Source organism: Methylobacterium sp. TK31 (assembly GCF_055361545.1).
On the sequence record NZ_CM143964.1, the window covers coordinates 3189939 to 3203458 of the forward strand.

The 13520-nt window shown below is 70.1% G+C and carries 16 protein-coding genes and 1 tRNA gene; 9 read left to right on the plus strand and 8 right to left on the minus strand.

Annotated elements, in window-relative coordinates; translation table 11 throughout:
* Window positions 1–37 precede the first annotated feature (37 nt).
* Both ACXJY8_RS14790 and ACXJY8_RS14795 read right to left on the minus strand, forming a co-directional pair.
* Complete coding sequence (locus tag ACXJY8_RS14790; protein ID WP_463770113.1) at window positions 38–673, minus strand: L,D-transpeptidase; 636 nt, start codon at window positions 671–673, stop codon at window positions 38–40.
* 98 nt (window positions 674–771) lie between these two features.
* Window positions 772–1209, minus strand: a complete 438-nt coding sequence (locus tag ACXJY8_RS14795; protein WP_463770115.1) for a globin family protein — start codon at window positions 1207–1209, stop codon at window positions 772–774.
* A gap of 280 nt (window positions 1210–1489) precedes the next feature.
* Here ACXJY8_RS14795 and ACXJY8_RS14800 point away from each other — a divergent pair, with 280 nt between their 5' ends.
* The 3 genes from ACXJY8_RS14800 (at window position 1490) to ACXJY8_RS14810 (ending at window position 3273) form a co-directional block, all read left to right on the plus strand.
* Window positions 1490–1897: a hypothetical protein gene (locus tag ACXJY8_RS14800; protein ID WP_463770117.1), complete on the plus strand. Its 408-nt coding sequence runs from the start codon at window positions 1490–1492 to the stop codon at window positions 1895–1897.
* Window positions 1898–2056: 159 nt separating this feature from the next.
* The gene (locus ACXJY8_RS14805) at window positions 2057–2266 is read left to right on the plus strand and encodes a hypothetical protein (RefSeq protein ID WP_463770119.1); all 210 of its coding nucleotides are present in this window, start codon (window positions 2057–2059) and stop codon (window positions 2264–2266) included.
* A 137-nt stretch (window positions 2267–2403) separates the two neighbouring features.
* Complete coding sequence (locus ACXJY8_RS14810) at window positions 2404–3273, plus strand: DUF4336 domain-containing protein (RefSeq protein ID WP_463770121.1); 870 nt, start codon at window positions 2404–2406, stop codon at window positions 3271–3273.
* Window positions 3274–3305: 32 nt separating this feature from the next.
* On the opposite strand, the gene ACXJY8_RS14815 is transcribed toward ACXJY8_RS14810, so the two are convergent.
* The 3 genes from ACXJY8_RS14815 to ACXJY8_RS14825 all read right to left on the minus strand — a co-directional run bounded on the left by ACXJY8_RS14815 (window position 3306) and on the right by ACXJY8_RS14825 (window position 4886).
* Window positions 3306–3392: transfer RNA gene (locus ACXJY8_RS14815), tRNA-Leu, on the minus strand.
* Between the two features lie 37 nt (window positions 3393–3429).
* Window positions 3430–4614 carry an FAD-dependent monooxygenase gene (locus ACXJY8_RS14820; RefSeq protein WP_463770123.1) on the minus strand — a complete coding sequence of 395 codons (1185 nt, stop codon included), beginning with the start codon at window positions 4612–4614 and terminating at the stop codon, window positions 3430–3432.
* 17 nt (window positions 4615–4631) lie between these two features.
* A complete protein-coding gene (locus tag ACXJY8_RS14825) occupies window positions 4632–4886 on the minus strand; it encodes a zinc-finger domain-containing protein (protein ID WP_463770125.1) in 255 nt (84 codons plus the stop codon).
* 195 nt (window positions 4887–5081) lie between these two features.
* Here ACXJY8_RS14825 and map point away from each other — a divergent pair, with 195 nt between their 5' ends.
* From map to ACXJY8_RS14855, 6 genes are all read left to right on the plus strand, one after another.
* On the plus strand, window positions 5082–5912 hold the full coding sequence (gene map, locus ACXJY8_RS14830; protein WP_463770127.1) for a type I methionyl aminopeptidase: 831 nt from the start codon (window positions 5082–5084) through the stop codon (window positions 5910–5912).
* Between the two features lie 10 nt (window positions 5913–5922).
* Entirely contained in the window at window positions 5923–6651 is a 729-nt protein-coding gene (gene radC, locus ACXJY8_RS14835; RefSeq protein WP_463770129.1) for a RadC family protein, read from the plus strand.
* A gap of 102 nt (window positions 6652–6753) precedes the next feature.
* Complete coding sequence (locus tag ACXJY8_RS14840; protein ID WP_056467379.1) at window positions 6754–8193, plus strand: circularly permuted type 2 ATP-grasp protein; 1440 nt, start codon at window positions 6754–6756, stop codon at window positions 8191–8193.
* A 143-nt stretch (window positions 8194–8336) separates the two neighbouring features.
* Complete coding sequence (locus tag ACXJY8_RS14845; protein WP_463770131.1) at window positions 8337–9281, plus strand: alpha-E domain-containing protein; 945 nt, start codon at window positions 8337–8339, stop codon at window positions 9279–9281.
* A gap of 37 nt (window positions 9282–9318) precedes the next feature.
* Window positions 9319–10146 carry a transglutaminase family protein gene (locus ACXJY8_RS14850; RefSeq protein WP_463770133.1) on the plus strand — a complete coding sequence of 276 codons (828 nt, stop codon included), beginning with the start codon at window positions 9319–9321 and terminating at the stop codon, window positions 10144–10146.
* A gap of 31 nt (window positions 10147–10177) precedes the next feature.
* The gene (locus tag ACXJY8_RS14855) at window positions 10178–10930 is read left to right on the plus strand and encodes a proteasome-type protease (protein ID WP_463770135.1); all 753 of its coding nucleotides are present in this window, start codon (window positions 10178–10180) and stop codon (window positions 10928–10930) included.
* On the opposite strand, the gene ACXJY8_RS14860 is transcribed toward ACXJY8_RS14855, so the two are convergent.
* The 3 genes from ACXJY8_RS14860 to ACXJY8_RS14870 are packed head-to-tail and all read right to left on the minus strand — an operon-like array spanning window position 10931 to window position 13519.
* Window positions 10931–12004 (minus strand): NAD(P)H-dependent flavin oxidoreductase, encoded by a 1074-nt coding sequence (locus tag ACXJY8_RS14860; protein ID WP_463770137.1) that lies wholly within the window; start codon window positions 12002–12004, stop codon window positions 10931–10933.
* A gap of 17 nt (window positions 12005–12021) precedes the next feature.
* Window positions 12022–12678, minus strand: a complete 657-nt coding sequence (locus ACXJY8_RS14865) for a thiamine phosphate synthase (protein ID WP_463770139.1) — start codon at window positions 12676–12678, stop codon at window positions 12022–12024.
* A gap of 55 nt (window positions 12679–12733) precedes the next feature.
* On the minus strand, window positions 12734–13519 hold the full coding sequence (locus ACXJY8_RS14870) for a thiazole synthase (RefSeq protein ID WP_463770141.1): 786 nt from the start codon (window positions 13517–13519) through the stop codon (window positions 12734–12736).
* Window position 13520 lies beyond the last annotated feature (1 nt).

Sequence of the window (13520 nt, forward strand, 5' to 3'; positions counted from 1 at the left end):
GCCGGGATCTGAGCGGAAGGCGCGGCGTCTGTTCGGTTCAGTCGAGACCGTCGCCGACGAAATAGGCGTCGCCGTACCCGGACGGATCGCGGATCTCGTAGACCGAAGCGCGGCGCTGCACCGGCCGCGCGACCGCCACCGGCCGGTAGGCACGGCCGTAGGACTCGCGGCCCATCTGCATCCCGGCCGACATCACGCCGTCCTCCTCGTCTCCCTGCCGGCGACGCGAAGCCATGACCGTGCTGCCCTCGATCACGACCCGCGTCTTGCCCATGCCCTGCGTCTTGACGAGGCTGAACAGGGTCGCGGCATTCTTCGGCGCGAGGCGGACGCAGCCGTGAGACGCCGCGCTGCCGAGACGCCGGGTGTGGTTCGTGCCGTGGATGGCGTGGCCCTGTCCGGTGAAGAAGATGGCGTTCGGCATCGGGGCGTCGTCGAATTCGCGTGAGAAATGCGTGCGCTCCATCCGGAAGGGGCGATGGGCACCGCTCGGCGTGTCGTAGCCGTCGACACCGGTCGAGACAGGCCAGTCGTAGCGCGCCTGTCCGTCGACCGTGACGGTCATGCGCTGAGCGTCCTTGTCGACGGCGATCACGACCTCCGCCAGGGCGGGACAGGCGAGGATCGTCGCCAGGGCGAGACCGGAGACGACTGATGTTAGACGGGAGCGCATCTTAAGCCCTTGGGACAGCGAACCGATTCTGTACGCCTACGCTTGCGGCACGCGTTGGTTCCACCCGAGCGCGCCACCGGACTGCGTAGGCCTGGGGATCAGGCGGTCGGCGTGGCATCCGGGCGCCGGATTTCGGCGGCCGCCGCCATCATTACGCCGGCGACGAGCCCGTAGGTCTCGACCCAGGCTTCGCGGACCGCGGGCGTGAAATCCGGGCCCAGGCCCTGTTCCAGCGTCCAGAGCAAGGCCGCCCCCACCGGTTCGTAATGGGCGGCCTTGGTGCCGAACGAGACGTGCTGACGGCCCAGGGTCTGCAGGGCCGGCACCACCACGTCCGGCTTGTGCAGATTGGTCACCGCGAGCCCGAGCATCGCCATCAGCTTCTTCTTCTGGTCGCGCATGTCTTCGGGAAACATCGGTCGGACTTCGGGCGCGATCTCGAATAGGCGCCCGTAGAAGAGGTCGGCGGCCGTATCGGCGATCGGGCGCACCTTGGTGAAGCTGTCCTGGACGAGGGCGACTTGATCCGGGGTCATGCGGGACTCTGTGCGAGAGGGAGGGGGCGCGTCGGAGCTGTCCCGACCGTTGTTGCGCCGACCCGCCGGATCTCTCAAGGAGAAAGCATCCGCGTCCAACGATAACGGCGTCTGCGTCCAAAGCTGTACGGACGCCGAAGCTGAACGGATCCTGCCGGCAAGCTTCAGCATTCGTGCAGCGCCACCCTGCCAATCTCCTCCTCGACAGCCGGAACGACACCGGCTGGACCACCGAGACCGCGCACGATGCCGGCCTCCTCAACGAAGCAGGGGATGGACGATGAAGACGTTGGCAGCACTGACAGCCGCTGCGCTGGTGGCTTTCGGCACGATTGGAACACCCGAGGCGCAGGCCCGGGGCAATGGCGGGGCGATCGCGGCCGGCGTCATCGGCGGCCTGGCGGCGGGCGCCCTCCTCGGAGCCGCCGTCTCCGAGGCCCACGCCGCGCCGGCTTACGGCTACGGCTACGGCCGGCCCGTGCCGGTCTACGACTACGAGGACGAGGCCCCGGTGGTCCGCTACCGCCCGGCGCCGGTCGTCCACCGCTACGAGGAGGACATCCCGGTCTACCGCAGACCGCGCGCGGTCCGTGCCTATGACGACGGATATGGCGACTACGGCTATCGCCGGGCCGGCTACGGTGATCGGCGCGATTGCGACCGACCCGGCTGGCACGGCGGCTGGTAGCCGGATCGACGCGCAGGGGCCGCCCGAGGGAAATCCCGGCGGTCCTTGCCTCTATCGATCTACGACGCCAGGAGCAACCGTATCGCGACACCCGCGTTGCCATTCTTCGCGGGTAGATTCGCTATCCGTCAGTGAACGGCACCGTAGCCGATATTTTAGATGCAGCTCGAATACCCGTCCCTCTGCTTCCCGCGTCCGGACAACTGCCATCGAAGCCCGTTCCGGATCGGCGTCGATCGTGCCCTTGCCCTTTCGTTTCCTCCGCCGGTCGATGCCCCGTTGCCGGACCGGATGGCCCTGGCGCTCGACGCCCTGATCGCCGTCATGGCGGCGCGGGGCGAACCGGACGGCGGAGCCGGCTCGGCCTGAGGTCGCGCGGCGTGACCGCGCGGCGGCTGGCAGCGGGCGTCTCCCGCCACCCGTCCTGATGGGGGTCGAGCGAGGGACCCGCCGGTCCGGCCGAGGCGTTCTGGGTGGAGACCGCCGCGCAGCCGGAGTGCCGAACCTTGGCGCATGACCTCAGCTATCCGCCCCTAAATGTCCCGAAGCCGGTGGCGGAGGATGTCTGGATCGTCGACGCCGCACCCATCCACGCGGGCGGCATCCCGCTTCCCCTGCGCATGACGGTGCTACGGCTTTCCGGTGGCGAGTTGCTGCTGCACTCGCCAGTGGCCTACCGGCCCGAGCTCGAGCACGCCCTGGAACGGCTCGGGCGCATCGGGCACCTCGTGGCTCCGAGCATCGGGCACTGGATGTTCCTGAAGGATTGGCAGGCGGCGTGCCCGGACGCGATCACCTGGGCGGTGCCGGGGCTCGAGGACCGAGGGCAGGTCCGCCGCGCCGGGGTGGAGATCGATGCCGAACTGACGGACAGGCCGCCCCGCGTCTGGGCGGGCGAGATCGATCAGGTTCTGGTCGCCGGACCGGTGTTCAAGGAGATCTGCCTCTACCATCGGCCAAGCCGGACGCTCCTCCTGACGGATCTCGTCATCAACCTCGAAGGCGATCTCCTGCCGGCCTTCGCGCGGCCCCTCGCCCGCCTGCTTGGAATCGTCGCTCCGGACGGCAAGGCACCCCTCTACCTGCGCCTTCTCCTGCGTCTGAAGCATCGGGACACGCTGAGGGCGGCCCGGCGCCTCGTGGCCTTCGCGCCGGACCGGGTCATCTTCGCCCATGGCCAATGGTTCGATCGCGACGCGACCGCGGAGCTGAGGCACGCGTTCGCCTGGATTCTCGGCGATCGGCGCGCGCAGGACGGACGCGCGCGATCGGACGAAGCTTCCGGCCTTCCGGCCCGGACCTCGACGGCGCTGACCGCCCTGGTCGTCGTCGGCGCCCTCGGGCTCCTGGCCTATCTGAGGCGGGCGCGTCGCTGAAGGTCTGGAACTGACCGAGCTACCTGGGACAATGGTGCGGACGGCGGGACTCGAACCCGCACAGCCTTTCAGCCGCAAGATTTTAAGTCTCGTGCGTCTACCGGTTTCGCCACGTCCGCATGCCGGGATCAGCGGTAGCGGGACGGCTGGCGCAGATCAAGGCGTCCAGCCGTAGAGCCAGGCGTAGCGGCGGTTCATGCCGTCCGGGCCGAGCCGGCGCATCACCGCGTTGCGGACGGTGCCGACGAGAGGTCCCGCATGGTAGGTCCGGCCGTTGGCCCGGGCCGCCCGGCGGACCCGTCGCACCCGCTTCGTCCGGAGGGCGGTGTAGCGGGCCAGGGCCGTGCCGGGGTCGTCACCGGAGACGTCCAGCACCTGGGCGAGGATCGCCGCATCCTCGATCGCCAGGGCGGCGCCCTGGGCGAGGAAGGGCAGGATCGGGTGGGCGGCGTCGCCGATCAGCGCGAGCCGGCCACGGGCCATGGGACGGGCCGCGCCGCGATCCTCCAGCGACCAGACGAGCCAGGAATCCGGCACGGCCAGCAGGGCCGCAAGGGGCGCGGCGGCATCGCGAAAGCGGGCCCGCAGCACCGCCGGCTCGCCGAGCTGTCCCCAGCCCTCGCTCCCCGTTCGCTCGGGCACCACCGCCACCACGTTGACGTGCTGGCCGCCGCGGATGGGGTAATGCACCACGTGGCGCGCCGGCCCGAGCCAGAGGCCGGTCGCCTCCCCGTCGAGCTCCGGCGGCAGCGCCTCGCGCGGCACGATGGCCCGCCACGCCGCGGCGCGGCCGGAGCGCAGGTCCTGTCCATCGAGATGAGCCCGCAGACGCGAGCGGACGCCGTCGGCCCCGATGACGAGATCGGCCGAGAAGAGTTCGGTCCGGGTCCCGGCACCGCTCTCCAGGGTGAGGTCGACCCCGTCCGGCCGCTCAGCCAGGGCGGTGACGTCGCGGCCGACGAGGAGGCGGATACCGGGCCGCCCGCGCAGCGCGTCGAGCAGCAGGGTCTGAAGGTCGGCCCGGTGGATGACATAGTAGGGCGCACCGAAGCGCTCGCGCAGGCCGGCGCCGAGGGCGACGCCGCCGATGACCGCGCCGCTCCGCAGGGCGCGCACCACCACGGCCGGCGGCTCGCTCGCCGCGCGCCGCAGCGCCGTGCCGAGCCCGAGGCCGATCAGCACCCGGCTGGCATTGGGCGAGAGCTGGATGCCCGCTCCGACCTCGCTGAAGCCGGTGCGGCGCTCGATCAGGGTGACGGAATGGCCGGCGGCATCGAGGGTGAGCGCGGCCGTCAGGCCGCCGATTCCCGCGCCGACGATGGCGATGTTCAGGGCCGGCACGGCGCCGCTGCGCCGGGTCAGGCGGCGGCCGGGGCTCGATCGTCCCAGACGCAGATCGCCGGGTCGGCATTGCCGGCCGCCAGCGTCGGCCGGTAGCGGAACAGCGTCGAGCAGTACTGGCAGATGGTCTCGTCGTCCGTGCCCATGTCGAGGAAGATGTGCGGGTGGTCGAACGGGGGCTTGGCCCCGATGCACATGAACTCCTTCGAGCCGACGTGAATCACCGCCACGCCGGGCTCGTTGTGGAAATGCGGGACCGCCTTGTCAGCCATCGCCTCGTCCTGCCTGCCGGCCCGCCGAAGACGCGTCCTCGTGCGGGCATCCGTGTTGCCGGTGTCTGCCGGGAACCGTCTCTAGCCGCTCCCCCGGCGCAAGCCTAGTGCGGAGGGCGCGAAGGGTTGGCCTCGCGCGCGCGTCACCGTACATAAGGCGTGACCCCGCCCCGATGCCCTCCGCGAAACGTCCCCATGACCCAGAACGAACAGGCCGTGTCCGAGAGCGGACGCCGCGCGCCCCAGCCGCCGATTCACGGACCTGAGGCCTTCGAGGGCATGCGCAAGGCCGGCCGGCTGACGGCGGAGGCGCTCGACGTGCTGATGGAGGCGACCGCGCCCGGCGTCACCACCGAACATCTCGACAAGCTCGCCTACACCTTCGCGATGGACCACGGCGCCTACCCGGCCTCGCTGCTCTACCGGGGCTATCCGAAATCGATCTGCACCTCGATCAACCACGTGGTCTGCCACGGCATCCCGAACGAGAAGCCCCTGCGCGAGGGCGACATCGTCAATCTCGACATCTGCCTCATCGTCGACGGCTGGCACGGTGATTCGAGCCGGATGGCCTATGTCGGCGACGTGCCCCGCAAGGCCCAGCGCCTGTGCGAGATCACCCACGAATGCCTGATGCGCGGCATCGCGGCGATCAAGCCGGGCGGCTCCACCACGGATATCGGCCGGGCGATCCAGGCCTATGCGGAGGCGGAGCGCTGCTCGGTGGTGCGCGACTTCTGCGGGCACGGCCTGGGGCGCACCTACCACGACGCGCCCACCATCCTGCATTACGTCGAGCCGAGCTACGACGTGAAGTTCCAGCCCGGCCAGTTCTTCACCGTCGAGCCGATGATCAATCTCGGCCGTCCCGCCGTGAAGGTGCTGTCCGACGGCTGGACCGCGGTGACCCGCGACCGCTCGCTCTCGGCGCAGTTTGAGCACACGGTCGCGGTGACGGAGACGGGAGCGGAGATCTTTACCCTCTCGCCCAAGGGCCTGCATCAGCCTGCGCCCACCGCCGGCTGATCCGGCTCCCGTGAACGCCCGGCCGCCGTCCGCTCCCGATCCCTCGGACGACGCGCCGAAGGAGGCGGAACCGCATTATCTCGGCCATCGCGACCGGTTGCGCGCCCGCTTCGCGCAAGGGGGCGCCGACGCGCTGCCGGATTACGAACTCCTCGAACTCGCCCTGTTCCGGGCCATTCCGCGCCGGGACGTGAAGCCCCTGGCCAAGGCGCTGATCCGCCGCTTCGGAAGCTTTGCCGAGGTGGTCAGCGCGGAGCCCGCCCGACTTGCTGAAATTGAAGGCATCGGCCCCGGGGTCATCGCCGACCTGAAGCTCATCGAAGCGGCAGGGCACCGGCTCGCGCGGGGCGCCATCGCGGAGCGTCCCCTCCTCTCCTCGTGGAGCGCCGTGCTGGAATATTGCCGGGCCACCATGGCCTTCGCCGCGCGCGAGCAGTTCCGCGTGCTGTTCCTCGACCGCCGCAACCACCTCATCGCCGACGAGGTCCAGGGACGCGGCACCGTCGACCACACGCCGGTCTATCCCCGCGAAGTGGCGCGCCGGGCCCTCGAACTCTCGGCCACCGCCATCATCCTCGCCCACAACCATCCCTCCGGCGATCCGACGCCTTCGGCGGCGGACATCCGGATGACGCGCGAGATCGTCGGGGTGCTGGACCCGCTCGGCATCGTCATCCACGATCACATCATCCTGGGTCGCGAGGGACACGCGAGCTTCAAGGGCTTGAAGTTGATCTGAACGTGCTACCGTACACGCAAGGGCGGTGTGCGCGGGCTCCGATCTCCGGTCGCTGGCGCGCCTCTTGCCTGGACAAGAACGGTGTTCAAGGGGGAGACGCGAATGGCGCTCGCTGCATTCGACGAGATGACCGGGCTGCCCGACGGGGCACTGAGCAACCCCGCCGTGCGCGAAGCCTACGACAGCCTAAAGCACTGGCTCGACACGACGCCGCCCGAGCATTTCAACACCCGCCGCAGCCAGGCCGAGATGCTGTTCCGGCGCATCGGCATCACCTTCGCGGTATACGGCGCGAACGAATCCACCGAGCGGCTGATCCCCTTCGACATCATTCCCCGCGTCATCACCAAACCCGAATGGGGCTTCCTCGAACGGGGCCTCAAGCAGCGCGTCACCGCGATCAACGCGTTCCTGAAGGACATCTACGGGGCGCAGGAATGCATCAAGGCCGGCGTGATCCCGGCCGACCTCGTCTACCGCAACCCGCATTACCGCATGGAGATGCGCGCCTTCCGGGTGCCGCACGACCTTTACGTCCACATCGCCGGCATCGACATCGTCCGCACGGGCGAGAACGACTTCTTCGTGCTGGAGGACAATGCCCGGACCCCCTCGGGCGTCTCCTACATGCTGGAGAACCGCGAGGTCATGCTGCGGCTCTTCCCGGAGCTGTTTTCCCGCCACCGGGTCGCGCCGGTAGAGAACTACCCGGACGCGTTGCTCGCGACCCTGCGCAGCCTCGCGCCCTCCACGGCCACGCGCGACCCCACCGTGGCGCTGCTCACCCCGGGCCGCTACAACTCGGCCTTCTACGAGCACTCGTTCCTGGCCGACAAGCTCGGCGTCGACCTCGTCGAGGCCTCCGACCTCTTCACCAAGGACGATGTCGTCTACATGCGGACGACGGAGGGCCCGCGCCGGGTCGACGTGCTGTATCGCCGCCTCGACGACGACTTCCTCGATCCGCTCGTCTTCCGTCCGGATTCGGTGCTCGGCGTCCCGGGCATCATGAACGCCTACGAGCGTGGGACCGTGACGCTCGCCAATGCGGTCGGGACCGGCATCGCCGACGACAAGGCTGTCTACAGCTACATGCCGGAGATCGTGAAGTTCTTCACCGGCGAGGAACCGATCCTGCACAACGTGCCGACCTATCGCTGCCGCGAGAAGGACGCCTTCGCCTACGTCATGGACAACCTCGGCGACCTCGTCGTGAAGGAGGTCAACGGGTCGGGCGGCTACGGCATGCTGGTGGGGCCGCACGCCACCAAGCGCGAGATCGAGGAGTTCGGGCGCAAGCTGAAGCACGCCCCGGACGGCTTCATCGCCCAGCCGACCCTGGCGCTCTCGACCTGCCCGACCTTCGTCGCGTCCGGCGTCGCGCCCCGGCACGTCGACCTGCGTCCGTTCGTGCTGTGCGGCTCCGACGAGATCCGCATCGTCCCCGGCGGCCTGACGCGGGTCGCCCTCAAGGAAGGCTCCCTCGTCGTGAATTCGAGCCAGGGCGGCGGCACCAAGGACACCTGGGTCCTCGACGCCTGAGACGTCGAAGTCAGAGACATTGCCGGGCATCCGGCCCGGCCTTTCGCGCCGGGTGCCTTTCCAAGCCAGTGCCGCCTCCGGCATAGTCCTTTCCGCCCTGCGGTCTGCGTTCCCGACGCCGGCCGACGTCCCGATGGAACCCCATGCTGTCCCGGACCGCCGACAACCTGTACTGGCTCTCGCGCTACGCCGAGCGGGCGGAATTCGTCGCCCGCATCCTCGATGCGGCCCTCCGGCTGGCCGCGCTCCCGTCGAGCTACGGCGGCGGCGAGACCAACGAATGGGCCTCCGCCCTGGCCTCGGCGGGCGACCCGGAAGTGTTCAAGCCCCTCTACGACAGCGTCACGGAAGCGACCGTCTGCGACTTCCTCGCCTTCAGCCCCCACAATCCGTCCTCGATCCGCTCCTGCATCGAGACCGCCCGCGAGAACGCCCGCAGCGTGCGCACGGCGCTCACCACCGAGATGTGGGACGCCATTAACGGCGCATGGCTCGAACTGCGCAACTACGAGGGACGCGAACTCAACCGCGACGAGTTCACCCGCTTCCTCGACTGGGTGAAGGGCGTCTCCCTCGCCTTCGACGGCTCGGCCTACCGGACGATGCTGCGCAACGACGCCTACTGGTTCACGCGCCTCGGCACCGCCATCGAGCGGGCGGACAACACCGCGCGCATCCTCGACGTGAAGTACCGCATCCTGCTGCCGGCCTCGGAGAAGATCGGCGGCAGTCTCGATTATTTCCAGTGGACCACGATCCTGCGCGAGGTCTCGGCCTTCAACGCCTATCACTGGGTCTACCGGGAGAGCGTGAAGCCCCTGCTGGTGGCCGACCTGCTGATCCTGAACCGGCAGATGCCGCGCTCCTTCACCAACTGCTACGGCATGCTGGTGGAGCATCTCGACCTGATCGCCGACGCCTACGGGCGGCGCGGCGCGAGCCAGCGCCTGGCCAGCAACACCCTGGCCCGCCTGGAGGGCGAGAACATCAACCGCATCTTCTCCTCCGGCCTGCATGAGTTCGTGACGGAGTTCATCGTCGAGAACAATCGCCTCGGCGCCGCGGTCATCGAGCAATATCTGGTATAGGGCCGGCCCCGGCCCGACGCCGCGCAAAGGTCGCCGCATGCGAATCCGCGTCTTCCACGAGACTAACTACACCTACGAGCAGCCCGCCCGCGGTCTGATCCAGGTCCTGCGCCTGCGCCCGCGCGACCATGACGGGCAGTATGTCCGGCGCTGGCGCATCGAGCCGTCCGTCGACGGCCGGGTGAGCGAGCGCGAGGACGGCTTCGGCAACGTGGTGCACTGGTTCACGGCGGACGAGCCGGCCGAGGCCCTGTCGATCCGCGTCACCGGCGAGGTCGATACCCTGGAGATGCACGGCATCGTCCGTGGCACCGTCGAGCGCCTGCCCGACGTCTTCTACCTGCGCGATTCGGACCTGGCCCTCGCCAACGACGCCATCCAGGCCTTCGCCCAGGAGGTCGCCGCGGCCGGCGATCCGGCGCCCCTGCCCTGCCTGCACCGGCTGCTCGCCGCCGTGCACGAGCGCGTCGCCTTCGCGCCCGGCCCGGCGAGCGCCAGCACGAACGCGGCCCAGGCCTTTGCGCAGGAGAAGGGCGTCTGCCAGGACATCACCCATCTCTTCATCGCGGCGGCGCGCCACCTCGAGATTCCCACGCGCTACGTCTCGGGCTACTACCATCACACCGACCGTGATGCGGACCAGGGCTCGGGCCATGCCTGGGCCGAATCGCTGGTGCCGGGCCTTGGCTGGATCGGATTCGACGCCGCCCACGGCATCGCCACGACCGAGGCGCATATCCGCGTAGCCGTGGCTCTCGACTATCTCGGGGCCGCGCCGATCCGCGGTAGCCGCATGGGCGGCGGGACAGAAACGCTCGACGTGACGTTGCGCGTCGAGCAGGCACAGGCATCCGTCCAGTCCTGACATCGGACGGGCGTGCGAGAAAGACCGCACCATGACCTACTGCGTCGGTGTCCTCGTCGAGGAGGGCCTGGTGATGATCGCCGACACCCGGACCAATGCCGGGCTCGACGACATCTCGACCTACCGCAAGCTCCACCACTTTAACGTGCCGGGCGAGCGCGTGATGATGCTGGCCTCCGCCGGCAATCTCTCCATCACCCAGTCGGTCCTCAGCCTCCTGGCCGAGGGCGTCGAGGGCGATGCCGGCGAGCCGAAGATGAAGCTCGTCGAGGCGCCGACGATGTTCCAGGCGGCGCAGCTCGTGGGACGTGCCATCCGGAAGGTCCGGGAGATCGAGAAGGCGGGGTTCGAGGCGGCCAACCTGCGCTTCTCGGTCTCGCTGCTGTTCGGGGGCCAGATCGGCACCGACCCGATGAAGCTCTACCTGATCTACTCGGCGGGAAACTTCATCGAGTGCAGCGGTGATGCGCCCTTCCTGCAGATCGGCGAGCACAAGTACGGCAAGCCGATCCTCGACCGGGCGGTGAAGTACGAGACGGACCTCTACGACGCCCTGAAGGTCGGACTCGTCTCCATGGATTCGACGATGCGCTCGAATCTCGGCGTCGGCCTTCCGATCGACATCGCGGTCGCCCGGCGCAATGCCCTCGACCTCGAGGTGAACCACCGGATCGAGGCCGGCGAGAGCTACTTCCACGACCTGCGCGAGCGCTGGTCGGCGGCCCTGCGCGCGGCGCATCGGGCGATCCCCCGACCGCCCTACGGGCCCGCGACGGCGAAGTGATCAGGGTCGCAAGCCGCCGAGAAGGCTGAGCGCGCCCTCCGCGAGGTCGGCGGTCAGCCGCCCGGCCGCCGTCTCGCGGGCAAGGGGCGCCCCCTGCCCCGCCCAGAGGGGCGAGAAGTCTCCGGAGCCGCGCCGCTCCGCCTCGACGCGGAGAGGCTGGAGGCCGATGGCGGCGGTGGGAAACACCGGCGCATCGGCACGCAACGGTCCGAGTTCCCGGATGACGCGGTTCACGAGCCCTCGCGCCGGCTTGCCGGTCAGCACATTGGTGATCGTCGTGTCCTCGTCCCGCGCCTGCCGCAGAGCTTCGCGGTGGGGCGCCGAGAGGCCGGCCTCGGGGCAGCGGAGATAGGCCGTGCCCAGCTGGACGGCGGAGGCACCGAGCATGAAGGCGGCGGCGATCCCGCGCGCATCGGCGATGCCTCCGGCGGCGATCACGGGCACGTCCACCGCGTCGACGACCTGGGGCACCAGTGCCATCGTGCCGACCTGCGTCGCGGGGTCGGTGCCGAGGAAGAGGCCGCGATGTCCGCCGGCCTCGGCCCCCTGCGCGATGATCGCGTCCACGCCGCGCTCGGCCAGCCAGCGCGCCTCGCGCACGGTGGTGGCGGAGGACAGGATGATGCAGCCGAGCGCTCGCACGCGCTCGAGAAGCGCCGCCTCCGGCAGGCCGAAATGGAAGCTCACCACCGCCGGTCGGACCTCCGCGACGGCCGCGAGCATCGCCGCGTCGAAGGGCGACCGCTGCGCCATCGCGATCGGGGCCGCCGGGTCGAGACCGAGCTCGACGTAGTAGGGCGCCAGCCGGCGGCGCCAGGCCGCGTCGCGCGCCGCATCGGGGGCCTCCGGTACGTGGCAGAAGAAGTTCAGGTTGAACGGGGCGTCCGTCCTGGCCCGGATCGCCGCGGCCTCGCTGCGCACGGATTCCGGAGTCATGGCCGCGCAGGCGAGGGAGCCGAGGCCGCCCGCCGCGCTCACGCTGGCGGCGAGCGCCGGTTTCGGCCCGATCATCGGCGCCTGGATGATCGGGTGCCGCACCGGCACGCGCGCGAGGAAACGGTTCTGGCCCCACATCTGCTGGCTTCCTCTCCTCACCGCCCGTCGGAGACCGCTCCGAGGCAGGCGAGATAGGCGCGCGCCTCGGCCTCCGGATCCGGCCCGCGCATCAGCGCTCCCATCACCGCCACGCCCGCGGCACCCGCAGCGCGGCAGGCATCCACGCGGCCGACCGTGATTCCCCCGAGGGCGATCACCGGGATGCCGAATCCGGCCGCGGTCGCGAGCGCCTCCCGTCCGAGGGCCGGACCGTATCCCGGCTTGCTCGGGGTCGGAAAGATCGGGCTCAGGGTGGCGTAATCGGCGCCGGCCCGCGCCGCTCTCGCGACCTCGTCCGGCGTGTGCGCCGAGACCCCGATGCAGCCCGTCGGCAGGTATCCCCGAGCCTCGGCGATGGCGGCTGCCGAGGCCCCGCCGGGCAGGTGGACGCCGTCCGCTCCCAGTTCCGCGGCGAGCGCCGCATCGGCGCCGATGGTCAGAACGCCGCCCTCGGCCTTCACGAGGCGCGCGATCTCCCGGGCCAGCATGCGCCGCGTGTCCGGCGCCAGGTCGCGCTCGCGAAACCAGATCCAGCGGGCGCCGGCACGCAGGAGGCGTTCGAGGGTGTCGCGGAGCTGGCGGGCGGCGTCCTCGGGTGCGCGGGTCGCGCACCGGTCCGTCACCACCAGCAGCCGCGACGGCAATCGGCTCATCGCGGAGCGCCCATTGCAGAGCCGCCGAGAGCGGTCGCGCCGACCGTCCCCCGGCTCACGAGCCCACGAGACCGAGTTGCGGGCTCGACGGCTCGGCCCGGCCCCGCTTCGGAATGCGCCCGGCGAGGTAGGCGTCGCGGCCCGCCTGGACGGCGTTGCGCATGGCGCGGGCCATCCGCACCGGATCGTCGGCCTTGGCGACCGCGGTGTTGAGGAGACAGCCGGCGGCGCCGAGTTCCATGGCGATGACCGCGTCGGAGGCGGTGCCGATGCCGGCATCGACGATCACCGGCACGGGCGAGCGCCGGCAGATCAGCTCAAGGTTCGCCGGGTTGGCCACGCCCATGCCGGAGCCGATCAGCGAACCCATCGGCATCACGGCGGCGCAGCCGAGATCGGCGAGGCGCTGGCAGACGACGGGATCGTCGTTGCAATAGGGCAGAACGGTGAAGCCGTCGTCGACGAGGTGGCGGCACGCCTCCAGCAGCTCGGCCACGTCGGGATAGAGGGTTTCCCGGTCGCCGATGACCTCGACCTTGATCCAGTTCGTATCGAGGGCTTCACGGGCGAGCTCGGCGGTCATGATGGCGTCGCGCGCGGTCTCGCAGCCGGCCGTGTTGGGCAGGAAGCGGTGGCCCTTCAGACGGCGCAGGGTGTCGGAGCCGTGCCCCTGCAGCGAGACCCGGCGGATCGAGGCCGTCACCACCTCTGCGCCGGAGGCCGCCACCGCGTCGAACAGGATGCTCTGGGTCGGGTAGCCGGCGGTGCCGATGAACAGGCGCGAGCCCAGGCTCACGCCCCCGATCGTCAGCGTATCGGTGTCGTTCGCGATCTCGGTCATG